Genomic DNA, 21,167 nt, shown 5'->3' on the forward strand with positions numbered 1-21,167 from the left:
GGCTTCTTGTGTCCACGGCTATTCTTTATCCCTTTTCGTAGTCAAATTATTGGGCGGCGTCTTGTACGGGTTTTCGCGTAAAACCTCTCCCTTTGCCTCCAAGTTCCACAACTCTTCCGGGGATTCCTCGCGTATGAGTTCGTGCCGGAAAGTTTTCTGACGGTCGCTGATTTCTTTATCCGTCATAACGGCACCTCCAGGAAAAGTTTCCAAGCAAGGATTAGTTTTCCCTTTGTTGGCCGAGAAATACCCTATAAACTAAAGGCAGGGTATTTTTATTTTTTTACGTCTTAATAAATAGAGAAGCCAGTAAACAGGAGGGGAGGGTATATACCTGGAAAAAGATTTAATCAGACGGGCTGCAGCTGGAGATGAACGGGCCTTCACGCGGGTAGTAGAACTTTTTAGTCCCTTCCTTCTGGCGGTAATCTTACCAATCGTAGGTGGCAAGGAAACAGCGGAGGATATCTTACAGGAGACTTTTATTCAGGTTTACCGTTCCCTTCATACCTTTCGCGGCGGTAGTTTCAAACGCTGGCTGGCCCGTATTGCTATCAATAAAGCGATTGATTGGAAACGCAAAGGAAAAAGCAATTTAGAGATGATAGTAGAATACCCCGGGCAGTTGGAGGTATTCAAGGTTGCCCCGCTGACTTCTGTGGAAAATGAAGTAATTTACAGGGAAACAGTAGCCAACTTACAGTCTTTATGCCGGGAATTACCCGAAAGTTATCGCCATGCTTTTACGGGCTATTATTTTGACGGCAAAAGTTATCGAGAATTGGCAGCTGAAGCCGGCGTTACAGTAAAAACGGTGGAATCGCGTTTATATCGCGCTCGCAGAATACTAAGAGAGAAGTTAAAGGGGGGTTAAGTGGTGTCGCATTACAGTCGCCGGGAATGGCGGTTATACAAGGACGAACTGTTACCGGAAGGGGTACGGCGGGCCATGGAGGATCACCTGCGGCACTGTGAAGCTTGCCTTGAAAATTACCTGGCTGCCTTCGGGTCCCAGGATGAAACGGCGGCTGCCGGAATCCTTTCCCCTGATTTTTCCGCCAGAGTTGCCCGCAGGGTTGCCAGAATGGGCGCCCGGCAAAAGTATAGGACGGGCCCGGGCGGTAACTGGCTTGCCAGGGCCATTCAGTATTATACCATAGCGGCTGCCGTTACCCTTCTGCTTTTGGCCGGAGGATGGTTCGACTTTATGGTTTCAGAAGCCATGCATAGCCAGGTGCGGGTAGCAAGAATCGTGCAGACCCTCGAGGAGAAAATTTCCTTCGGATGGTCCGAGCGCCTGTTTGAAAACGCTACTGATAAACTTACGGAGATTATCGATAAGGAGGTTGCCAATTAGATGGGTAAAAGCAAATTAATAAGTTTTATATTATCCTTTTTTCCCGGCCTTGGCCATTTCTACCTGGGTCTAATGAACCGTGGTATAGCCTTCATGGCAACGTTCTTCGGCTGGATGGCGCTGGTAATATTGGCCAGCGTCATCACCGGGTTCAACGGTTTTATTGCGCTGTTAATATTACTCCCCCTTATCTGGCTCTACAGTTTATTTGACGCCGTCCAACTGTGCGGTCGCCTCCAATCCGGGGAAACGGTTTCCGATAGTTCCCCCCTGGCGGAGCTGAGTGAGAGTCTAGTCAACGGTTATAAGAGCAGGTTATGGGCGTTGTTGTTTAGCATTATCCCGGGCGCCGGGCATATGTACCTTGGCTGGCAGCAGCGGGGGCTGGGGTTTATGTCTACATTTTTCCTGGCCATGTTTCTTATGGAATGGTTGCGCTTAAGCCTTTTCTTTTTCATGCTGCCGGTAATCTGGCTGTATAGTTTCTTTGATGTTATGCAACTGGTTTCGAACGACATATCGGTTCCGGCCAGCGAAGGAAGTTTTTTTACCTGGCTGTTAGAAAGACAACGTTGGGTGGGTCTTGTTTTAATTGGTCTGGGCATTCTTATTATATTTGACCGCATGGTTGTTCCTTACCTTAGCTATGAATTAATAAACCTCATCAAAACGGGATTTATAGCGGCAATTTTTATCGGCGGGGGCTTAAGGCTGGCTCTGGGAAGTAAGATTGACCTGCCGGCGACAGAAGAAAAGACGGGAGTATCCTCAGATAATGAATTGATGGAGGGTGAAAGATGCAATCGCAGGGAAAATCCATAAGGCAATGGCGGGTAGGTTCCTTTTCCACGGCACTGGCGCTGATTTTGTTTGGCGTGGCTACCCTGGTGTACCGGCACGAGCCGGGCTATGTTCCCCAATTAATAAATAACTGGTGGCCGGTGGTGCTCATATTGCTGGGTTTGGAAATTTTTCTGGCGGGTTATTTTTGCCGCGACGATGTACCCCGGCTAAAATATGATTTTTTGGCTTTAATTCTTGTCGTCGTGATAGTAATTATCAGTCTGGTAATTTATGTTTTCAACAGCAGCGGTTTGGCTGCCAGGTTGACCCAGACCCTTGGCGCGGCAAGCTATACGGTTGATCTGCCGGAAAAAAGGCTGGCTGTGGCGGAAGGAGTGAAGAAAATTGCAGTCCAGGGGCCGGGACGCGAGTGGCATAACCTGCAGCTCCAGAAGTGATGGCCAGGGCTACTGTTGGCGAAGGCGGGCCGCTTTTGAAATTGTTTTCCCGGGATGCGATTATAATAAATACCCGGTAAAAAGGGTTCGAGCGCTGTCACAAAATCCTCTTTGCCGGTGTTATAGTTACAGCAGGGGTTGTAAAGGGAGGGAGGTTCCCATCAAATCCGCGGAATTTGAAGCCCTGTTTCAAAGCTTCTATCCCCTGGTGTACCGGCGGCTGTATTATCTCCTGGGGGAGCGGGCGGCGGCCGAGGACCTGACCCAGGAAGTCTTCCTCAAGCTGTACTACCAGCCGCCCCGGGAAAAAAGCAACCTGGGCGGCTGGCTGTTGCGGGTGGCCGCCAACCTGGCCTACAACTACCTGCGCGGCGAAGAGCGGCGCCGCCGCCGCGAGGAGAACCAAGCCAGGGAGGAGGGCGGCGTTATCCCCCTGGAGGAAGCTGTCATCCGCAGCCAGGAGGCGCGGCTGGTCCATCAATGCCTGGCCAAGCTCCCGCCCCGGGACCGCATCTGCCTGCTGTTAAAGAACGCAGGTCATACTTACGCCGAGATCGCCGCGGTCATCCAGGTGGATAAAAACTCGGTGGGTACCATCCTGGCCCGGGCGCGGCGGCACTTCATAGCTTTATACAGCGAATTGGAAGGGAGGGACGACCATGTGTCCGGAGGAGGGCATTCTTCAGGCCTATCTTGATGGCGAACTAGATTTGGATATGGCAAGCCGGGTAGCGGGCCATTTGGCTGCATGTACTGCCTGCCGGGAAAGGTTGCACGGCCTGGAGAAACTGGCAGCGGGCACCGGTGCCGCCCTGACGCCTTACCGGCGGGAAACCGAGGCCATGGGTCGTCCTGTACGGGTTCCCCCCATGAGCCTCCCGCCCGGTAGCAACCGGCCCCTGACTAAAACAAGGAGGATCGGCGACATGATCCGGCAGCACAAGTGGTTTTCCGGTGCAGCGGCGGCCGCCTTGGCTTTGGCCGTCTTCTTAAGCTGGGCCCCGGGCCGCAGCTTGGCCGCCCAGTTCCTCAACGTTTTCCGCATGGAGAAAATCCAGGTGGTGAAGATCACCCCCGAAGATATGGCCCAACTGGATAAACTTTTAAGCGGCCAGGGGGGAGAAGTGGACATCAAGAACTTTGGCCGGGTAGAGGTGCGAAAGCCAGATAGGGCGGAGTTAAGGGTGAAAAAGGTGGAGCCGGACCAGGTGGCAGCCCTCAGCGGTTTACAACTGGATCTGCCCGCCACCCTGGCCGGGCGGGCAAGGGCGGCCGTATACATTGAGCAGGCCCCGACCATCACCTTCACCCCCGATGTGGAAAACCTCAACAGCTATCTCCGGAAACACGGCGGCGACCTGCTGCCGGCCGAACTGGCGGGCAAGTCCTTCACCTTGAGCATCCCGCCCCTGGTCATAGCCGACTATGGCCAGCCGGGCAAAGGTTTTACCCTGTACGCCGCCCGCGACCTGACAATCGACGCGCCCCAGGGGGTCGACCCGGTAGCCCTGCGCGAGGCCCTGCTCAACCTGCCCTTCCTGCCCGAAAACTTGCGCCGGCAACTGGCGGCCATCAACGACTGGCAGCACACCCTGCCTATCCCGCAGACCCAGGGTATGGCGGCGCGGGAGATCACGGTCAACGGCAACCAGGGGGTATACTTTAGCGACGGCGCTACTAACGGCAAGATTATCCTGGCCTGGCGCCAGGGTAATAGCTGGAGGGCTATCACCGGCCTATCCCTGGATGAAGCCCTGCGGGTGGCGGCGGAGGTCAAATAATGGCCATAATTGAAACCCGGAATTTGACCAAAATCTATGGCCGGCAAGTAGCCTGCCGGGAGATCTGCCTTTCCGTAGAGAAAGGGCAGATCTTTGGCCTCTTAGGACCCAACGGCGCCGGCAAGAGTACCCTGGTAAAGATGCTGGTGGGCCTGGTCTACCCCACGGCCGGGGAGGCAAAGGTTGCCGGCTACACGCCCCAGGACATCAGGGGCCGGCGCCGGGTGGGTTTTTTACCGGAGAACTTCCGCCTCCACGGCTGGATGAAGGGAGAAGAGCTATTGACCTTTCACGCCCGGCTGGCGGGCCTGGAAGGCAGGGCCGCCAGCCGGCGGGCTCATGAAGTCCTGGAACTGGTGGGCCTGGCCGGGGAGGGCCAGAAGCTGGTTGCCAATTACAGTAAAGGCATGCAGCAGCGCCTGGGCCTGGCCGCCGCCCTGGTGGGCGACCCGCGGGTGGTCTTCCTGGACGAGCCCACCTCGGCCCTCGATCCCCTGGGCCGGCGCCAGGTGCGGGAGATCCTCCTGACCCTCAAGGAGGACGGCAAGACTGTCTTTTTAAACAGCCACCTGTTGAGCGAGGTGGAGCAGGTATGCGACCGGGTGGCCATCATCAACCGGGGTACGGTGGTGGCCGCCGGCCGCCTGGATGAACTCCAAGCCGGCCCGGCGACGGTCGCCATCAGGTTGGCTGGCCTGACGGGAGAACTGGTGGCGGAGCTACGCCGGCGTTACTCCGATCTACAACTGGAAGGTGACCGGCTCACCCTGGCCCTGGGCGGCCGGGAGGAAATCGCCGATCTGGTGGCCCGGCTGGTGGCCGGGGGTTGCCGCATCTATGAAGTGAGGCCCGGCCATAGTTCCCTGGAAGACGTCTTTGTCCACCTGGTGCGGGAGGGGGAGCAGGTATGTGGTTGATGGCCCTCTTTACCTTCCGGGAGGCCTGGCGGAAAAAGGTGGCCCTCATCGCCGGCGCCCTCACCTTGGCCTTCCTCATCCTGTACGGCACCGGCCTGCACTTTATTACCAGGGACATGGTGAATACCGCCAATCCCGCCGCCACCGCCGCCAGTTACTATGCCATGATGCAGGCGGTTACCCTTTTTGTCCTGGGGATTTACCTGGCCAGTTTCCTGGCGGCCGGCCTGGCCGTCCTGGCCGCCGTGGGCAGCGTCGCCGGAGAAATCGAAAACGGCACCCTGTACACCCTGGCGGTACGGCCCCTGTCCCGCCGCGACCTGCTCCTGGGTAAATTCCTGGGCCTGGCGGCCATGCTGGTAACCTACGCCGCCCTCTTTTTCCTGGCCCTGGCCGGCCTGGTGTACTGGCAAACGGGCCTGGTCATTCCCGGGCTGGTGCCGGCCCTGGGCCTCTTTATCCTGGAGCCCCTGGTCCTCCTGGCCGTCACCATGCTGGGGACCACCAGGCTAAGTACCCTGGGTAACGGCGTCCTGGCCTTCGCCCTCTACGCCCTGGCCGTAGTCGGGGGTATGATAGAACAGATCGGCGCCCTGGTGGAGAGCACCGCTGCCATTTATACAGGTGTGGTCACCAGCCTCATCCTGCCGGCGGACGCCGTCTACCGCCGGCTGGTGGCGACGGTGGTCGACCGGCTCCCCGTCGGCAACGTCCAGGATATTCCCCGCTTTATCAATCCTCAGTCGATGCTGGGGCCTTTTGGCAGCCAGTCCACTCCCAGCGACTGGATGCTCCTCTATACCCTGGTCTATATCGTCGTTCTGCTGGCGGCGGCAATCTATAGCTTTAAGCGGCGGGATATTTAAGCTCACGGTGTGCTAAACCTTTTTTGCCCTCCAGACTACGACGGGATTAAACGCTCAAAAGGCCGCGGCAGGACACCTGCCTGGCAGGCCCTGAGACCCTACGGCCCGCACACCGCCAGGGTTTGGCTTAATCACCTTCACTTGATTGATGCGGCAATCCGGAACATCCTCGTCCTTGGACAATTGGTCGTACCCGGACTTCCGGGTGCCCTATGGCGGCCGGTAGTAGAACCGCTATAGTATTTTTAAAACGGGAAGGTGGTGTCAAGGGGGGTGTGGTATAATAAACTAAAATAGCGTACACGAAAAGGAGTTAAAAGTCATAGGGGGGACCTTGAGTAATGGATATGAACAGCAATCTGGAACGGCTGAAGGCGGAAGTGGCCTCCCTGTCCCGGGAAGAGGCGGCGGAGTTACTGGCCTATATTCAAAGCAAGTTTGACCTGGAAGTGCGCGATTGGTTAGCCGCCGGGAGACGCTTCATTGAACAAAATAAAGGTGCCTTAAAGGATCTGGCCAAATGAAGTATCCCAGCATGGAGGTCGTTCTGGCCCTCTACCAGGAAACCATGGCCAGGACGGGCGGGCTATCCGGCCTGCGGGATCTTGCCCTGCTAGAAGCAGCCCTAGCCCGGCCGCATAGCACCTTTGACGGCAAGGAACTATACCCCACCCTTTTCTTGAAAGCTGCCTGCCTGATGCATAGTCTGATTTTAAATCATGCCTTCGTGGACGGGAATAAGCGCATCGGTGTGGTGCTGGCCGGTACCATGCTGGCTATGAACGGCTACCAGCTGGAGGTAGAGCGTCGGGAAATGGTCTCCTTTACCTTGAGCGTGGCCGAGGGGAAGCGTAGCGTTGAAGAGATCGCTGCCTGGCTGGAGGCACACAGCCGGGCGATTGCCATATAACAGTCCTACTGACAACCAAACCCGGAGGGTTTTGGCTTGTTGGAAAGGTCGGCCTATCTTCTGGCGTTACAAATGATGCATTGAAGCTGGCGGGTGTGGTACAATACTAGTGGTACAATACTATGTAATAAAACATGATACCAGCCTATTGATGCGGAAGAGAAGACATCTTCACCCGCCTAAAACAAAAGATAGAGGTGATAAAAATTGTCCTCTCACCGTTTTCTAGTTGTAATCGAGCAAGATGAAGATGGCAAATATATTGCCTCGGTACCATCTCTTCCCGGATGCCACACCCAAGCAGATAACCTTATTGATCTGGAGAAGCGAATTCAAGAGGCAATAAAGCTTTACCTGAATGAGAACGGTGATGTTATTATGGCAGCGGAAAAGTTTATCGGAATTCATCAGGTCGAGGTGCAAGCATGACAAAGCTTGCAATTATTTCTGCTGAAGACATGGAACGTATATTAATCCATTTGGGCTTCGAGCGAAAAAGGCAGGTAGGAAGCCATGTCATGTTTGCCCACGCCGATGGGCGTTGCACAGTTATTCCTTTCCATAAAGGAGAAGATTTAGCAAGAGGTTTAATCAGAAAAATCCTTCGCGATATAGATATATCCTTGGAAGAATATGAAAAATTGAGGCAAAAAGTACTCTGATATTCGCCAACGCAGCTATATTTTTATAGTTAAAGCCTGAAGACACTGCTTTAACCTTATAAGGCAGCCCTAGCCGGCTGCTTTTCTTATTGTTGCGCACCCAAAAGAAAGGACCGCGTTGCCGGCGCTTCAACCGGGGTAGTTAACCAGCGGTTATCAACTGGCTCTGATTAGCGCAGGTCCCACCAGTCTCCCGGAGTAAATGGGTAGATGCATATAGGGGATCCTGGCTTGAGGGAAGCAGGGTTGTCAACAATATACCTTGGACAAAAGGCCTCGTCTCTGGTAAATTAGGGATGAGGCCTTTTGACATCGGTACAAGGGGGATTACCATTGAGTCTTTTCAGCAAGCTCAAAGAGGGTTTAAATAAGACGCGGGAGAATCTCACCCGGCGACTGGGTACCTTGCTGGCCGGCAGCAGCCGCCTGGATGACGATTTCTTTGACGAGCTGGAGGAGATCCTGGTGACGGCCGATGTCGGCGCCAGGACCAGCATGGAACTGGTGGAGCGGATACGGCAGGAAGTAAAGAAAAGGCGGATAATTGAGCCGCCTGCAGTGGGAGAACTGCTCCAAGAAGAAGTCACCAGGATTCTCGGAGAAGAAGTGCCGCGTCTGAGCTGGTCGCCCACGTCGCCGACAGTATTCCTGGTGGTGGGTGTCAACGGCGCCGGTAAGACGACCACCATCGGCAAGCTGGCTTATCGTTTAAAACAGGAAGGTAAAAAGGTCATCCTGGCGGCAGCCGACACTTTCCGTGCCGCTGCCGGCGAGCAGCTGGCCGTATGGGCCGAACGGGCCGGGGCTGAACTGATCCGCCACCAGGCCGGGGCCGACCCGGGCGCAGTAGTTTACGATGCTTTACAAGCGGCCCGCAACCGCCGCGCCGACGTGGTGCTGGTAGATACGGCCGGCCGCCTGCAGACCAAAGTTAATCTGATGGATGAGTTGAAGAAAATCCGACGGGTCATTGAACGGGAACTGCCGGGGGCGCCCCATGAGGTGCTCCTGGTCCTGGACGCCACCACCGGCCAGAACGCCCTGTCCCAGGCCAGGCTCTTCAGTGAGGCGGTTGGCGTTACCGGTATCGTCCTGACCAAGCTCGACGGTACGGCCAAGGGCGGTGTGGTCCTGGCTATTGCAGCTGAAATGGGGATCCCGGTCAAACTGGTGGGCCTGGGCGAAGGCCTGGACGATCTGAAAGAATTTCAACCCCGCGATTTTGCCGCCGCCTTATTCAGCGGCCTGTCTGGGGAAAAGGAGGAATAATTCATGGGCAAAATTTTAATCAAAGATTGTACCATTGTCCCGATTAGCAGTCCGGTAATTGAGAAAGGGGTCATCGCCATCAATGATGACCGCCTTCATTATGTCGGTCCGGCAGGGGGGTTACCGGCCGGCTGGCAGGCGGATACCGTCATCGAGGCCGGGGGTATGGTCGCCCTGCCGGGGCTGGTCAACAGCCACACCCACGCCGCCATGGCCCTGCTGCGGAGCTACGCCGACGATCTCCCCCTGAAACAGTGGCTGGAAGAAAAGATCTGGCCCCGGGAGGATAAACTTACCCGGGAGGACATTTACTGGGGCGCCAAGCTGGCCCTGCTGGAAATGATTCGCTCCGGCACCACCACCTTTGCTGATATGTACTTCTATATGGATGCTGTAGCCGAAGCAGTAGTGGAAGCCGGCCTGCGGGCCTGCCTCAGCCAGGGTCTCATTGGCTTCCAGGACGGGCAGGGAAGGCGCCTGGCCGCAGGTGTCAGCCTGGTAAAAGAGTGGCAGGGCGCCGGCGACGGCCGCGTGACCACCATGCTGGGACCCCATGCCCCCTATACCTGCCCACTGGATTACCTGACTAAAGTAGCCGAGACAGCAGCCGGCCTGGGGGTGGGCCTACATATCCACTTGGCGGAAACGCAAGGTGAGGTGGCCGAAATCCAGGCCCGTTACGGGGCCACTCCGGTAGCCCTGATCGAAAAACTGGGCCTGTTCGACCTGCCGGTCCTGGCCGCCCACTGCGTCCACCTGACCACAGAAGACATTGCTATCCTGGCAGAAAAAAAGGTTGGTGTCGCCCACTGCCCGGAGAGCAACCTGAAGCTGGCCAGCGGGGTGGCGCCGGTGGCTGAGATGCTGGCCGCCGGTGTCAATGTGGCCATCGGTACTGACGGCGCTGCCAGCAACAATAACCTGGATATGGTGGCCGAAATGCGTACCTGTGCCCTGCTGGCCAAAGGGATCAGCGGTGATCCCACCGTAGTTCCCGCTCACCAGGCCCTGGTTATGGCCACCCTGAACGGTGCCCGGGCCCTGGGCCTGGAAAAGGAGATCGGCACCCTGGAGGCCGGGAAAAAAGCGGATTTAATCCTGGTAAACAAGTACCAGCCTCACTTAATGCCGCCCCATAATGTAGAAGCCAACCTGGTTTATGCCGCCCGCGGGAGCGATGTAGATACGGTAATTGTTAACGGGAAAATTCTCATGGCTGGCGGGGAAGTAAAGACCCTGGATGCGGGGGAAATTTACGCCCAAGTAATGAAGCGGGCTAGTAAAGGGTAAAAAAAATCCACCTCCTTCCACGCCTACGGGGTTAGCTGCCGGGTGCGGACCAAGGATGGCCCTACCGCGATGACTCGCGGATTAACCCCCTGGAAATGGGTCCCCCGTTTTCCACCGAGGAAATTCGGCGATCTGGTGGAAGAAAGGATGGAATTGATGGCATTTTTATTGTAGCATGAAAGCCCCGTTTTGTTAACATAAAACTTAGTGGTAAAGATAGATGGCTTTTTCCAGGAGACTTTCCAGAATTCGAAGTTCACTGTAGGGGGAGTAACCTGTGGAGTACCGCCAGCTGGGTAAAACGGGGATGAAGGTTTCCGAGCTTTGTTTCGGCGCTTTGCCCATGGGGCCGCGTCAGAAAAACCTTGACATTGACACCTGCACCAGGATTATCAAAAGAGCCCTGGACGGAGGGGTTAACTTCATTGATACGGCGCAGATTTATGAGACCTACGAGCCTATCCGCAGGGCTATTCACGCCTACGGCGGTGAAGTGATTATCGCCACCAAGTCCGCTGCTGTCACCTATGGGGATATGGAGCGGGCTATCCAGGAGGCCCGGGAGAAGCTCCAGCTGGAATATATCCATATTTTCCACCTGCATGCGGCCCGGGCAACGGAGCATATTTTCGAAGAAAGGGCGGGCGCCTGGCGCTGCCTCCTCGATGCCCGGGAGAAAGGACTTATCGGGGCCGTTGGTATTGCTACTCACGGCGTGGCGGCGGTGCGGAAAGCGGCCGCCGAAAAAGAAATAGATGTTGTCTTTCCCCTGATAAATATCAAGGGTATGGGCATCATTGACGGCAGCCGCGCAGACATGCTGGCCGCCATTGCCGAAGCCGTGGCTGCCGGCAAGGGGGTTTACCTGATGAAGGCCCTGGCCGGTGGGAACCTCTTGGACAACTACCGGGAGGCTATGGCCTTTGCCCGCCGGGTACCGGGTATTGCCGCCGTCGCCGTAGGTATGGTCAGCGAGGCGGAGGTGGATTACAACCTGCGCTATTTTAACGGCGAGGACCCGGGGAAAATAGAGATTGCCGCCAAGGAGTTTGCCGTGGTGGAGACCGTCTGCAGCGGCGACGGCGCCTGTCTTAAGGCCTGCACCAACGATGCCATAACCTTAGTTAACGGTAAAGCCAGGATCGACCGTAGCAAATGCCTTCTCTGCGGCTACTGCACCGAGGTGTGCCCGCAGTTTGCCATCAGGATGATATGACCCCGGTGCGTCTTCCCGGGCCAGAGATGAACGAGATGGCTTAGTATCAGTAGAGCCGGCATACCTGCTTTAAGCAAGCAGGTATTTTTTTGTGCGCCTGGCATGGGCGTTGAACCGCCGGATGCGGATCCGCATGTCCGGTGGTGTGAGGGGATGGAGGCTAGCCGCCCCCTCCTACTCGATACCTGGTGTCGAACTCGGAGAAGAGGGGGAGTTAATTGACATGACAGCTATCAAAGGAAATGGGCGGTGACCTGTCTGACCCTTTATCAAGAGAGAAAGTCGCCCCTGGCACGGGCGGCAAAGTGGGCCAGCTCTTCCGTGCGATGTCTGTCAATTTAAACCCGGTATTCCACGGTTTTTTGCCGGGCCAGGACGTCATAAAGGAAGCTGGCCTTGCTCAATTTTTCCACCTGCACTTCTTCAGGAGTGCAGGCTAGAGGTTCAATCGGCTGCATCACCTTGGCCAGGGCTTTGCCCAGCACTTCATAGCGGCGATACAGGGGCATTTGAGCAAAATCGGATGATACTACCAGTAAATCTATATCGCTATCTTCTCTAGCATCGCCTCTGGCCTGGGAGCCAAACAGTATGATCTTGTCGATGTGGATACCTTGTTTTTTTAGAGCATCAGCAAATTGCACTATAATTGCTTGAATATCTGGTCTTTCTTTATCCATTCCAGTATCTCCTTCGTTTTAACAAGATAATCTTGAGCAACGTTACGGGAATAAGTTTTTCGTGCGGCAGCAAGATCTTTGGGGTAACGGGCCCCCGACCCTATGGCATCCAGCGTTCCTAAAAATTCAAGGTGTTCATCTAGTAGATTAATCTGCCCTAACTTCACAAGGAGTAATAATTTATGCGTTTTAGGAGGGGTTTGATCTGTTCGCAGAGCAACGACAGCTTTCAAGACTTTTTCTAGAGCTAACTGGCACATATAAATCATGTAAAGATATTTTCTAGAGTGAAACATAGCCTTAGCGGTGGAAAAATCGTATTCAGCTTGTTCCATCCATTCCTTGACTTCTGGCGACACCCACAACACCTCACCCATATGATACCACATTCTGTAAGAAAGGCCAACACTACAATTTTTTGAACTCATCTTATAATCTAATCCGATAAGTGACTTACTTAAAAAAGCCCCTTTACCGGGGCTCTACTTTAATAAAACTGTCAAAGCCCTGCCCTTGACACCTCCGGGAATGTGCCCTATAATTCTTATCGGTGGTGCTTATGCTTGACCAGCTGGCCCGGGTGGCGCGCCTGTACGATTTCTACGGCCCCCTTCTTACCCCCAAGCAGAGGCAGTGGCTGGAACTCCACTACCATCACGACCTTTCCCTGGGGGAGATAGCTGATGAAGAAGGGATCAGCCGCCAGGCTGTCTACGACGGCCTGCATAGGGCAATCAAAGCCCTGGAGGATTATGAAGCCCGCCTGGGTTACCTGCAGCGGGAACTCACCATGCGGGAACAGCTGGCAGCAGCTATCAAGCACCTGGAAAACTACCGCCACGGTGGCGGGGAAGGGGAGCTGGCTGAAGCTTCCCTCATCCTTGAGCGGCTCCTGGAACTGCCGGAAGGCTGTACGGGGAAAAATTAAGCATGGCGTATTAAATTTAATTTTATTTTACTTTTGTCCGGAATACGGAGATGGAACGGTGATGGTAGGGTGAGGGTCCAGGATGACATCGCCCTTCCAGACCGGCAAACCCGGGAGGTGAAACAGGTGGCCGTGTTTGCTTCCCTGGCCGACAAGCTCCAGGAAACCTTTAAAAAACTGCGCGGTAAAGGCAAGCTCACCGAGGCTGACGTGACAGCCGCCATGCGGGAGATCCGTCTGGCTTTACTGGAAGCCGACGTCAACTTCAAGGTCGTCAAGGATTTTGTCAACCGGGTCAAGGAGCGGGCTATCGGCCAGGAAGTCATGCAGAGCCTCACCCCCGGCCAGCAGGTGGTTAAAATTGTCCATGAGGAGCTGACGGCCCTCATGGGCGGCAGCGAGAGTAAAATCAACTGGGCCAGCCAGCCGCCGACGGTCATCATGCTGGTTGGCCTGCAGGGCGCCGGGAAGACAACTACTGCTGCCAAACTGGCTCGCCTGGTGCAAAATCAGGGCCGGCGGCCCCTGCTGGTGGCTGCTGATGTTTATCGTCCGGCGGCCGTTAAACAGCTCCAGGTCCTTGGGGAGCAGTTAAAGGTACCGGTTTTCAGCATGGGGGAAGGGATCGATCCAGTAGATATTGCCCGGGCCGCGGTAGAGCACGCCCGTAAGTATGGCAGTAACCCTGTCATCCTGGATACTGCCGGCCGGCTGCATATTAACGAAGCCATGATGGCTGAACTGGCGGCCATGAAAGAAGCGGTTAACCCCCAGGAGATTCTCCTGGTAGTAGATGCCATGACCGGCCAGGATGCCGTGCAGGTAGCCTCTATCTTTCACCAGCAGCTGGGCCTGACAGGTGTAATACTTACCAAACTGGACGGCGATACTCGCGGCGGTGCCGCCCTGTCCGTCCGGGCGGTTACCGGGTGCCCCATAAAATTTATCGGCATGGGGGAAAAAACCGAGGCCCTGGAGACCTTCCATCCGGACCGCCTTGCTTCCCGCATCCTGGGGATGGGGGATGTCTTGAGCCTCATTGAAAAGGCCCAGGCCAATCTTGACGTCGAGAAGGCCAAAGAACTCCAGAGGAAGATTCGCCAGCAGGAGTTTACCCTGGAAGATTTCCTGGAGCAGATGAAGCAGATGAAGAAGATGGGTCCTTTGGAGGAAATCTTAAGCATGTTACCCGGGGCCGGTAAAATGAAGCAGCTTAAAGATCTCCAGATTGACCCGAAAGAATTGGTCCATACCGAGGCCATTATCCAGTCCATGACCCCGGAGGAACGCCGCAACCCGGCCATCATAAACGGCAGCCGCAAAAAGCGCATCGCCGCCGGCAGCGGTACCCGGGTCCAGGATGTAAACCGCCTGCTGCGCCAGTTTGAAGAAGCCAAAAAGCTAATGCAAGTTTTAGGCGAAGGCGGCGGTAAGATAAAAAAGAAAGGCCGCCTCCCTTTCCCTTTTTAAAATAAAAGGAGGTGACTGCAATGGCAACCAAGATCCGCTTAAAGCGTATGGGGGCTAAAAAAGCACCTTTTTACCGGGTGGTAGTAGCCGATTCCCGTTCGCCCCGCGATGGCCGGGTAATTGAAGAGATTGGGTACTATAACCCCGTCAAACAACCTGCCGAAATCAATGTTGATGAAGAAAAAGCCCTGCGCTGGCTGAGCACCGGAGCGCAGCCTTCGGAAACAGTTCGCGCCCTGTTGAAAAAAGCTGGTGTCTGGCAGAAATTTGTAGCTGCCAGGGAAGCTAAATAGGGGGGAAAAATAATAATGAAGGAATTGTTAATGACCCTGGCTCAGGCCCTGGTAGATCACCCCGATCAGGTCAGCGTTAACCAGGTAGAAGGAGAAAAATCAGTTATCCTGGAGCTCAGGGTGGCCCAGGAAGACATGGGTAAGGTCATTGGCAAGCAGGGGCGTATCGCCCGGGCCATCCGTACCCTGGTTAAAGCTGCCGCTGCCCACCAGGGCAAACGAGTTGTTGTGGAGATTATCCAGTAGAGATGGTACCTGAGAGGATCGACGTCGGTAAAATTGTGGCTACCCACGGTGTCCGGGGCGAAGTGAAAGTTGAACCCTGGACGGACTTTCCCGGGCGCTTCCGGCCCGGAACCAGGATGCTTCTCCAGCTGGGAGAAGAGATAAGACCGGTAACTATCGCCGGGGCCCGCCCCCACGGCCGGCACCTGATCCTCAAGCTGGCGGAAGTTAATGACTGCGATCAGGCCGGGGCATTGCGCGGGGCGGTTCTCAAGGTGGAACCCTGGGAAGTGGAACCCCTCCCGGAAGGGCATTATTATATTTTCCAGTTAGTGGGGAGCCGGGTTTATACTACCGGCGGCGAATTCCTGGGAACCTTGACCGAAGTGTTAACCACCGGCGCCAATGATGTCTATGTCGTCAAGGGCACCGGAAAGAAGGAAATACTAATACCGGCCTTAAAAGACGTAGTGCGTAAAATTGACCTGGCCCGGAGGGAAATTACCGTCGCCCTGCCGCCGGGTTTGCTGGATTAGGGGGCCTTGCCCTTGCGGGTTGATGTGCTGACCATTTTCCCCGAAATGTTTACCGGGTTTTTAAATACGAGCATCATCAAACGGGCACGGGAACAGGGCCGTTTAAATGTTAACCTGGTTGATATCCGGGACTATGCCAGGAATAAACACCGCAGTGTTGACGACTATCCCTTTGGCGGCGGGCCGGGGATGGTCATGCTGGCCGAACCCATCTTCCTGGCTGTGGAGGCTTTGTTACCCGGAGAAGGCGCTGCGAGGCCACCCATCATCCTTTTATCACCCCAGGGCGAAGTCTTTAATCAGGACCTGGCCGCGGAATTGGCCGGGGAAGAACGCCTTATTCTCATTTGCGGCCACTATGAAGGTGTCGATGAACGGGTCAGGCAGTTTCTGGTAAACCGGGAAATATCGATTGGCGACTATGTCCTGACCGGCGGCGAGCTGCCAGCCATGGTGGTTATTGACGCCGTTACCCGCCTGTTACCGGGGGTCCTGGGAGACCCGGCGGGGGCCAGGGAAGATTCCTTCGCCATGGGCCTGCTGGAATATCCCCAGTATACCAGGCCCCGCTCCTTCCGCGGGCTGGAAGTACCGGAAGTATTGCTGTCTGGTGATCATGAAAGAATAAGACGCTGGCGGCGCCAGCAAGCCCTGGAGCGGACCTGGCGACGGCGGCCGGATTTGCTGGCGAAGTTAGAGTTAAGCCCGGAAGACCGGCGCCTTCTGGCGGATGTTATCCGCCGTGCCGGCAGTGAAGAGATGCCAGGGGAATAAAGTTATTGGGTATTGATATGGATTCAGACTGCTTTTTGGTCCAGATCCATTCGTAAGTTGTTTCCAGGTGAAAACCTGTGGTATAATAAACGCTGGTGTTACCGGCAGGAAAGGAGGGGTTGCGTTGAATATTCTAGAAGCCCTGGAAAAGGAACAGATGCGTTCAGATATACCCGATTTTAGACCAGGAGATACTGTACGTGTACATGTCAAGGTCATTGAAGGCAACCGGGAGCGCATCCAGGTTTTTGAAGGAACAGTTATTGGCCGCCGCGGACGGGGTATAAATGAAACCTTTACCGTCCGCAGGGTTTCCTATGGTGTGGCGGTAGAGAGGATTTTCCCCGTTCATTCACCGCGTATTGAACGTATCGAAGTGGTAAGGCACGGCCGGGTCAGGCGGGCAAAGCTCTATTACCTGCGCGGGCGGGCCGGTAAAGCTGCCCGGATTAAAGAAGAGAGGTAACATAGTCGAACAACGGGACTGGTGCTCAAATCAGTCCCGTGTTTGACTAATAGGGGGCGTTAACTGTTGGAGGAAAGTAAGAAAGCAGCAGAAGAAATTAAAGGTTCCGCCTGGTGGAGAGATTTACTCCAGTCCCTGGTAATCGCCGCTGTTTTAGCCCTAATTATCCGGAGCTTTCTTTTTACCCCGTTTTATATTCCTTCACCGTCCATGGAACCAACCCTTTACCCGGGGGACCGCATTATTGTTAACCGCCTGGCCTACCGCCTGGGAGAACCCCAGCGCGGTGATATAGTTGTTTTTCGTTATCCCCTTGATCCCAGCCGCGATTATGTCAAACGGGTGGTGGCCGTAGGGGGGGATACCGTTGAGGCGCGGGACAATGTTCTCTATATCAACGGCCAGCCCCAGCCACCGGCAAGCTATTTACCGCCGGGGGTAGTCTACAGTGACTTTGGTCCTATTAAAGTACCGCCCAACAACTACTTTATGATGGGAGATAACCGTAATAACAGTGCCGACAGCCGGGTATGGGGGACCCTGGACAGGAAGCTGATCATCGGCAAAGCCGTCCTGGTTTATTGGCCTTTAAATCATATCGGGTTAATCAAGTAGGTGGCAGTATGCCGGCAGGATTAAAGTCCTTGCGCCAGTACCTGAAGGTTGTCGACATTGTCCTGGAAGTAGCCGATGCCCGGCTGCCTTCGTCCAGCCGTTACCCCGATCTGGGAACCATCCTCGGCAGCAGGGCACGGCTGCTGGTTTTAACCAGGGCCGACCTGGCCGACCCCGCGGCCACGGCACGCTGGCTGGAAGCCTTCCAGGCGAAGGGGACCCCTGCCGTGGCCGTCAATGCCCGGACGGGAGAAGGCGTGCGGGCTTTGCGCCGGCAGCTGGCCGGTATAGCGAAGGAAAAAAAGGAAAATCTGGCCCGGAAAGGGTTACGGGCGCGGCCATTAAGGATCATGGCTCTGGGGATTCCCAATGTCGGTAAATCTTCGCTGTTAAATCGCCTGGCGGGGCGGGGAGCGGCCCGTACCGGCGACCGGCCCGGGATTACCCGCGGGCCTCAGTGGATCCGTATCGAGGGCGAGATGGAACTCCTGGATACCCCGGGGGTTCTCTGGTCCCACTGGCATGAACCGGGAACGGCCCTGTGGTTGGGAGCCATTGGCTGTGTTCCTGAAGGTATTTTGCCCGTTACCGATATAGCCAATCTGGTGGTAGAATTTTTACTCGCTCAAGCCCCGGAACTCTTGCTGACAAGATATGGTATCACCAGGCAGGAGGCCGAAAGAGCTAATTTACTCGAGGCCATTGGTCGCCGGCGTGGTTATCTCCTGCCCGGCGGTATAATAGACCAGGAAAAGACGGCGCTGGCCCTGATTAATGATTTCCGGGAAGGATATTTAGGCCGCTATACTCTAGAACAGCCCTGATAAAATCTCAACAGCCTCCCCGGGGGCAGGATAGACAGTACCCGGAATATATGACAAAACTGACAGAAGTGCATCATTATTTCAACGAGACACTGTTCCTGTTATACCGTGGCAGCAGGGAAGGTGGAAGTTGTGCCGGCCGGTAAGATTTCCATTGTGATTGCTGATGACCATCCGCTGGTGCGGGAAGGCATTCGCAAGATTCTGGAACTGGAACCGGGCATTCAGGTGGTTGCCGAGGCCGGGAATGGGCAGGAAGCTATTGCAATGGCCCGGCGTCACCGTCCGGACGTAATTTTAATCGATATTAACATGCCCGGTTTAAATGGAATCGAAGCTACCAAGGTGATCCGCCGGGAACTGCCCCAAACCGGCATCCTGGCCCTGACCATTCACGATGACGAGGAATATATCATTGAATTGCTGAAGTGCGGGGTTTCCGGCTATGTCCTTAAGGACATCGGTGCCGAAGAATTGGTCAAGGCTATTTTCCAGGTAGCCCGGGGGTACCAGGTAATTCACCCCGGCATTGCCCCCAAGGTAATTGATTATATCCAGAAGAAGGACTTGCCTGCTAATTCATCGACGGAGGGGCTACCTTTAACGCCCAGGGAACGGGAAATTTTAGTTCACGTCAGCCTGGGGAAATCAAACCGCGAGATCGCTCGGGACTTATATATCAGTGAAAAAACGGTAAAAAACCATTTAACGAACATCTTTCATAAAATTGGCGTCAGCGATCGTACCCAGGCGGCTCTTTATGCCTTGAAACACGGCTTAAGTGGTGGTAATCTAATATAGGTGATAAAAAAGGTGGCCGAAGTGCAGGGTGTAAGCCTGGAAGAGCAGGAGCGGGTAGCAGCCCTTTACACGTGGGAGCGGCGCTTACAGCGTCAGGGGGCCGTGCATATAGCCGGCGTGGATGAAGCCGGCCGCGGCCCTTTAGCCGGGCCGGTAACGGCGGCAGCCGTTATCTTACCACCGGGTTTGTTTATCGCCGGCCTCAATGATTCGAAAAAGATACCTCCTGCCAGGCGCCGGCAGCTGGCAGGAATAATTAAAAAAGAAAGCCTGGCCTGGGCCGTTGGCTGGGCCTCGGTTAAGGAGATTGATTGCCTGAATATCCTGGTGGCTTCCCGGTGGGCCATGTGGCGGGCCTTAATGGCTTTACCCATTAAGCCCGACCATGTTTTAGTTGATGGCTTCAAACTGCCGGGTTTCCCTGTACCCCAGACCCCCCTGGTTGGGGGCGATGCATTAAGCGCCTCCATTGCAGCTGCCTCGATCCTGGCCAAGGTGGCCCGGGATGAACTGATGGTGGCCTACGACGCTGTTTTTCCCGGTTACGGGCTGGCAGAAAATAAGGGTTACCCAACGCCGGAGCACCGGCGTGCCCTGGCCTGTCTGGGACCCAGTTCACTGCACCGTTTAAGTTTTAAAAACGCGATGGTAGTCAAAAGCAGGGATTTCCATAAGTTTGGCGAATAAGTATTTGAGTATTTCCAAAGATTAGAGCGCCAATATGGAAGGGAGGTACCAAGGATGTTACAGCAGTATGGGATAGTGGCTGTTTTCCTCGCTGGCGGGGCAGCTACGGCCATCGCCGCCCTGGCAACAAACTGGCTCCTCCGCCCCCGGGGAAACGCGGTGGGGGACAAGGTGGCCACCTATGAGTGCGGCCTTGATACCCGGGGACCAACGTGGGTCCAGTTTAAAGTAAGCTACTTTCTTTATGCTCTTGTCTTTTTATTGTTTGACGTAGAAACTGTTTTTTTATACCCCTGGGCGGTACGTTTTCAAGTACTGGGGTTATTTGCTTTCATTGAAATGATTATTTTTATAGCTATCCTGGTAATTGGCCTCTGGTATGCCTGGAAGGAGGGTGCGTTAAAGTGGCTGTAGCCAGGTTGAAACCGCCGGAACCCCAAGTGCCTGATAATATTATCCTGTCGAAAGTGGATTACCTGCTCAATTTCTGCCGGGCCCATTCCTTCTGGCCGCTAACCTTCGGCCTGGCTTGTTGCGCCATTGAAATGATGGCTGCCGGCGGCGCCCGTTATGATATTGCCCGTTTTGGTTACGAGGTTTTCCGGCCTTCGCCGCGCCAGGCTGATTTGATGATTGTGGCAGGAACGGTGACGAAAAAAATGGCACCCATTGTCCGGCGCCTCTATGAGCAGATGCCGGCGCCGAAGTGGGTGATCGCCATGGGGAGCTGTGCCATCAGCGGCGGCCCCTTCGTAGATTCTTATAACGTTGTGCCGGGAGTAGACACCATTGTGCCGGTGGATGTCTATGTTCCCGGGTGTCCCCCGCGGCCGGAGGCATTGATTAACGGCCTTCTGCAGCTAAAGAAAAAAGTGATCAATCCTAAAGCGGTGCTGGTGAAGTGAAATGGCCACGTTAATTGAAGAATTGCAGGGCCTCTTCCCCGGAGTGCAAGGGGAGGAAGGTGTTGACATGCCAGCCCTGGTTGTACCGGCCGACCAGCTGCTGGCGGTTATGAAGGAGCTAAAGGAGAAACGGGGTTTTAACTTTTTGACCGACCTGACGGCTGTAGATTACCAGGATGAAGACCGGATAGAAATGGTATACCATTTGCTGGCCGTGCCGGAAGCAAAGGAGCTGAGAGTCAAGGTGAACCTCAGCCGCCAGTACCCGGAAGTTCCTTCGTTAACTGCTATCTGGCCGGCAGCGGAAGCCCAGGAACGGGAAGTCTATGATCTAATGGGGGTCATTTTTAAAGGGCACCCCAACCTGAAACGGATCCTCTGTCCCGACGATTTTACCGGTCATCCTTTGCGCAAGGATTTCCAGTTAAATGCCGAAGAAGGGAGGGAGTAGGTT

32 protein-coding genes and 1 riboswitch are annotated in these 21,167 nt (G+C 55.1%); of the genes, 29 read left to right on the forward strand and 3 right to left on the reverse strand.

Annotation, left to right across the window (positions count from 1 at the left end; all coding sequences use genetic code 11):
* Positions 1–18: 18 nt before the first annotated feature.
* Positions 19–186, reverse strand: coding sequence for a hypothetical protein (locus MCACP_RS05010; RefSeq protein WP_161484966.1), 168 nt, complete (start codon positions 184–186; stop codon positions 19–21).
* 163 nt (positions 187–349) lie between these two features.
* Between MCACP_RS05010 and MCACP_RS05015 the strand changes: the two genes are divergently transcribed.
* The 15 genes from MCACP_RS05015 (at position 350) to MCACP_RS05085 (ending at position 11,509) form a co-directional block, all read left to right on the forward strand.
* Entirely contained in the window at positions 350–874 is a 525-nt protein-coding gene (locus MCACP_RS05015; protein ID WP_406678683.1) for an RNA polymerase sigma factor, read from the forward strand.
* Between the two features lie 3 nt (positions 875–877).
* On the forward strand, positions 878–1,357 hold the full coding sequence (locus MCACP_RS05020) for a hypothetical protein (RefSeq protein WP_406678283.1): 480 nt from the start codon (positions 878–880) through the stop codon (positions 1,355–1,357).
* The gene (locus MCACP_RS05025; RefSeq protein WP_406678284.1) at positions 1,358–2,179 is read left to right on the forward strand and encodes a hypothetical protein; all 822 of its coding nucleotides are present in this window, start codon (positions 1,358–1,360) and stop codon (positions 2,177–2,179) included.
* The gene (locus MCACP_RS05030; RefSeq protein ID WP_406678285.1) at positions 2,155–2,598 is read left to right on the forward strand and encodes a hypothetical protein; all 444 of its coding nucleotides are present in this window, start codon (positions 2,155–2,157) and stop codon (positions 2,596–2,598) included. Before MCACP_RS05025 ends, MCACP_RS05030 begins: the two co-directional genes overlap by 25 nt.
* Positions 2,599–2,782: 184 nt before the next feature.
* Positions 2,783–3,295 (forward strand): RNA polymerase sigma factor SigX, encoded by a 513-nt coding sequence (locus MCACP_RS05035; protein WP_084785484.1) that lies wholly within the window; start codon positions 2,783–2,785, stop codon positions 3,293–3,295.
* Positions 3,258–4,379 (forward strand): anti-sigma factor family protein, encoded by a 1,122-nt coding sequence (locus MCACP_RS05040; RefSeq protein WP_406678286.1) that lies wholly within the window; start codon positions 3,258–3,260, stop codon positions 4,377–4,379. Before MCACP_RS05035 ends, MCACP_RS05040 begins: the two co-directional genes overlap by 38 nt.
* On the forward strand, positions 4,379–5,296 hold the full coding sequence (locus tag MCACP_RS05045; protein ID WP_406678287.1) for an ABC transporter ATP-binding protein: 918 nt from the start codon (positions 4,379–4,381) through the stop codon (positions 5,294–5,296). Before MCACP_RS05040 ends, MCACP_RS05045 begins: the two co-directional genes overlap by 1 nt.
* The gene (locus MCACP_RS05050) at positions 5,287–6,162 is read left to right on the forward strand and encodes an ABC transporter permease (RefSeq protein WP_406678288.1); all 876 of its coding nucleotides are present in this window, start codon (positions 5,287–5,289) and stop codon (positions 6,160–6,162) included. The genes MCACP_RS05045 and MCACP_RS05050 overlap by 10 nt, the downstream gene beginning before the upstream one ends.
* Before the next feature lie 341 nt (positions 6,163–6,503).
* A complete protein-coding gene (locus MCACP_RS05055; RefSeq protein ID WP_141264245.1) occupies positions 6,504–6,686 on the forward strand; it encodes a hypothetical protein in 183 nt (60 codons plus the stop codon).
* Positions 6,683–7,072 (forward strand): type II toxin-antitoxin system death-on-curing family toxin, encoded by a 390-nt coding sequence (locus MCACP_RS05060; protein ID WP_141264246.1) that lies wholly within the window; start codon positions 6,683–6,685, stop codon positions 7,070–7,072. Before MCACP_RS05055 ends, MCACP_RS05060 begins: the two co-directional genes overlap by 4 nt.
* Before the next feature lie 207 nt (positions 7,073–7,279).
* A complete protein-coding gene (locus tag MCACP_RS05065; RefSeq protein ID WP_406678289.1) occupies positions 7,280–7,501 on the forward strand; it encodes a type II toxin-antitoxin system HicB family antitoxin in 222 nt (73 codons plus the stop codon).
* Positions 7,498–7,734, forward strand: a complete 237-nt coding sequence (locus tag MCACP_RS05070) for a type II toxin-antitoxin system HicA family toxin (protein ID WP_075516594.1) — start codon at positions 7,498–7,500, stop codon at positions 7,732–7,734. The genes MCACP_RS05065 and MCACP_RS05070 overlap by 4 nt, the downstream gene beginning before the upstream one ends.
* Positions 7,735–8,067: 333 nt before the next feature.
* Positions 8,068–9,003: a signal recognition particle-docking protein FtsY gene (gene ftsY / locus MCACP_RS05075; protein WP_406678290.1), complete on the forward strand. Its 936-nt coding sequence runs from the start codon at positions 8,068–8,070 to the stop codon at positions 9,001–9,003.
* 3 nt (positions 9,004–9,006) lie between these two features.
* Positions 9,007–10,293, forward strand: a complete 1,287-nt coding sequence (locus MCACP_RS05080) for an amidohydrolase (RefSeq protein ID WP_406678291.1) — start codon at positions 9,007–9,009, stop codon at positions 10,291–10,293.
* Between the two features lie 5 nt (positions 10,294–10,298).
* Positions 10,299–10,433: riboswitch (cyclic di-AMP (ydaO/yuaA leader) on the reverse strand.
* A gap of 137 nt (positions 10,434–10,570) precedes the next feature.
* Positions 10,571–11,509, forward strand: coding sequence for an aldo/keto reductase (locus tag MCACP_RS05085; protein ID WP_406678292.1), 939 nt, complete (start codon positions 10,571–10,573; stop codon positions 11,507–11,509).
* Positions 11,510–11,847: 338 nt separating this feature from the next.
* Here MCACP_RS05085 and MCACP_RS05090 read toward each other — a convergent pair whose 3' ends face one another.
* Positions 11,848–12,153, reverse strand: a complete 306-nt coding sequence (locus MCACP_RS05090) for a nucleotidyltransferase domain-containing protein (RefSeq protein ID WP_406678293.1) — start codon at positions 12,151–12,153, stop codon at positions 11,848–11,850.
* A complete protein-coding gene (locus MCACP_RS05095) occupies positions 12,153–12,566 on the reverse strand; it encodes a HEPN domain-containing protein (protein WP_406678294.1) in 414 nt (137 codons plus the stop codon). Before MCACP_RS05095 ends, MCACP_RS05090 begins: the two co-directional genes overlap by 1 nt.
* Positions 12,567–12,748: 182 nt before the next feature.
* Here MCACP_RS05095 and ylxM point away from each other — a divergent pair, with 182 nt between their 5' ends.
* The 14 genes from ylxM (at position 12,749) to MCACP_RS05165 (ending at position 21,164) form a co-directional block, all read left to right on the forward strand.
* Positions 12,749–13,117 (forward strand): YlxM family DNA-binding protein, encoded by a 369-nt coding sequence (gene ylxM / locus MCACP_RS05100; RefSeq protein WP_406678295.1) that lies wholly within the window; start codon positions 12,749–12,751, stop codon positions 13,115–13,117.
* 126 nt (positions 13,118–13,243) lie between these two features.
* Positions 13,244–14,587: a signal recognition particle protein gene (gene ffh / locus MCACP_RS05105; protein WP_406678684.1), complete on the forward strand. Its 1,344-nt coding sequence runs from the start codon at positions 13,244–13,246 to the stop codon at positions 14,585–14,587.
* Positions 14,588–14,607: 20 nt separating this feature from the next.
* Positions 14,608–14,880: a 30S ribosomal protein S16 gene (gene rpsP / locus MCACP_RS05110; protein ID WP_054937393.1), complete on the forward strand. Its 273-nt coding sequence runs from the start codon at positions 14,608–14,610 to the stop codon at positions 14,878–14,880.
* Positions 14,881–14,895: 15 nt separating this feature from the next.
* Entirely contained in the window at positions 14,896–15,126 is a 231-nt protein-coding gene (locus MCACP_RS05115) for a KH domain-containing protein (RefSeq protein WP_406678296.1), read from the forward strand.
* A gap of 2 nt (positions 15,127–15,128) precedes the next feature.
* Positions 15,129–15,641, forward strand: coding sequence for a ribosome maturation factor RimM (rimM, locus tag MCACP_RS05120; protein ID WP_406678297.1), 513 nt, complete (start codon positions 15,129–15,131; stop codon positions 15,639–15,641).
* A gap of 12 nt (positions 15,642–15,653) precedes the next feature.
* Positions 15,654–16,415, forward strand: coding sequence for a tRNA (guanosine(37)-N1)-methyltransferase TrmD (gene trmD, locus MCACP_RS05125; RefSeq protein WP_406678298.1), 762 nt, complete (start codon positions 15,654–15,656; stop codon positions 16,413–16,415).
* A gap of 124 nt (positions 16,416–16,539) precedes the next feature.
* Positions 16,540–16,881, forward strand: a complete 342-nt coding sequence (gene rplS, locus MCACP_RS05130; RefSeq protein ID WP_141264259.1) for a 50S ribosomal protein L19 — start codon at positions 16,540–16,542, stop codon at positions 16,879–16,881.
* A 66-nt stretch (positions 16,882–16,947) separates the two neighbouring features.
* Positions 16,948–17,496 (forward strand): signal peptidase I, encoded by a 549-nt coding sequence (gene lepB, locus MCACP_RS05135; protein ID WP_406678299.1) that lies wholly within the window; start codon positions 16,948–16,950, stop codon positions 17,494–17,496.
* Positions 17,497–17,504: 8 nt separating this feature from the next.
* Positions 17,505–18,320, forward strand: coding sequence for a ribosome biogenesis GTPase YlqF (gene ylqF, locus MCACP_RS05140; RefSeq protein WP_406678300.1), 816 nt, complete (start codon positions 17,505–17,507; stop codon positions 18,318–18,320).
* 132 nt (positions 18,321–18,452) lie between these two features.
* Entirely contained in the window at positions 18,453–19,121 is a 669-nt protein-coding gene (locus MCACP_RS05145; RefSeq protein WP_406678301.1) for a response regulator, read from the forward strand.
* Between the two features lie 12 nt (positions 19,122–19,133).
* A complete protein-coding gene (locus tag MCACP_RS05150) occupies positions 19,134–19,808 on the forward strand; it encodes a ribonuclease HII (RefSeq protein WP_406678302.1) in 675 nt (224 codons plus the stop codon).
* Positions 19,809–19,862: 54 nt separating this feature from the next.
* Positions 19,863–20,222, forward strand: coding sequence for an NADH-quinone oxidoreductase subunit A (locus tag MCACP_RS05155; protein ID WP_406678303.1), 360 nt, complete (start codon positions 19,863–19,865; stop codon positions 20,220–20,222).
* Positions 20,213–20,713, forward strand: coding sequence for an NADH-quinone oxidoreductase subunit B (locus MCACP_RS05160; protein ID WP_406678304.1), 501 nt, complete (start codon positions 20,213–20,215; stop codon positions 20,711–20,713). The genes MCACP_RS05155 and MCACP_RS05160 overlap by 10 nt, the downstream gene beginning before the upstream one ends.
* A gap of 1 nt (position 20,714) precedes the next feature.
* Positions 20,715–21,164 (forward strand): NADH-quinone oxidoreductase subunit C, encoded by a 450-nt coding sequence (locus tag MCACP_RS05165; protein ID WP_406678305.1) that lies wholly within the window; start codon positions 20,715–20,717, stop codon positions 21,162–21,164.
* Positions 21,165–21,167 lie beyond the last annotated feature (3 nt).

It is taken from the genome of Neomoorella carbonis, from assembly GCF_045278715.1.
Taxonomy (GTDB): Bacteria; Bacillota; DSM-521; order Neomoorellales; family Neomoorellaceae; genus Neomoorella; species Neomoorella carbonis.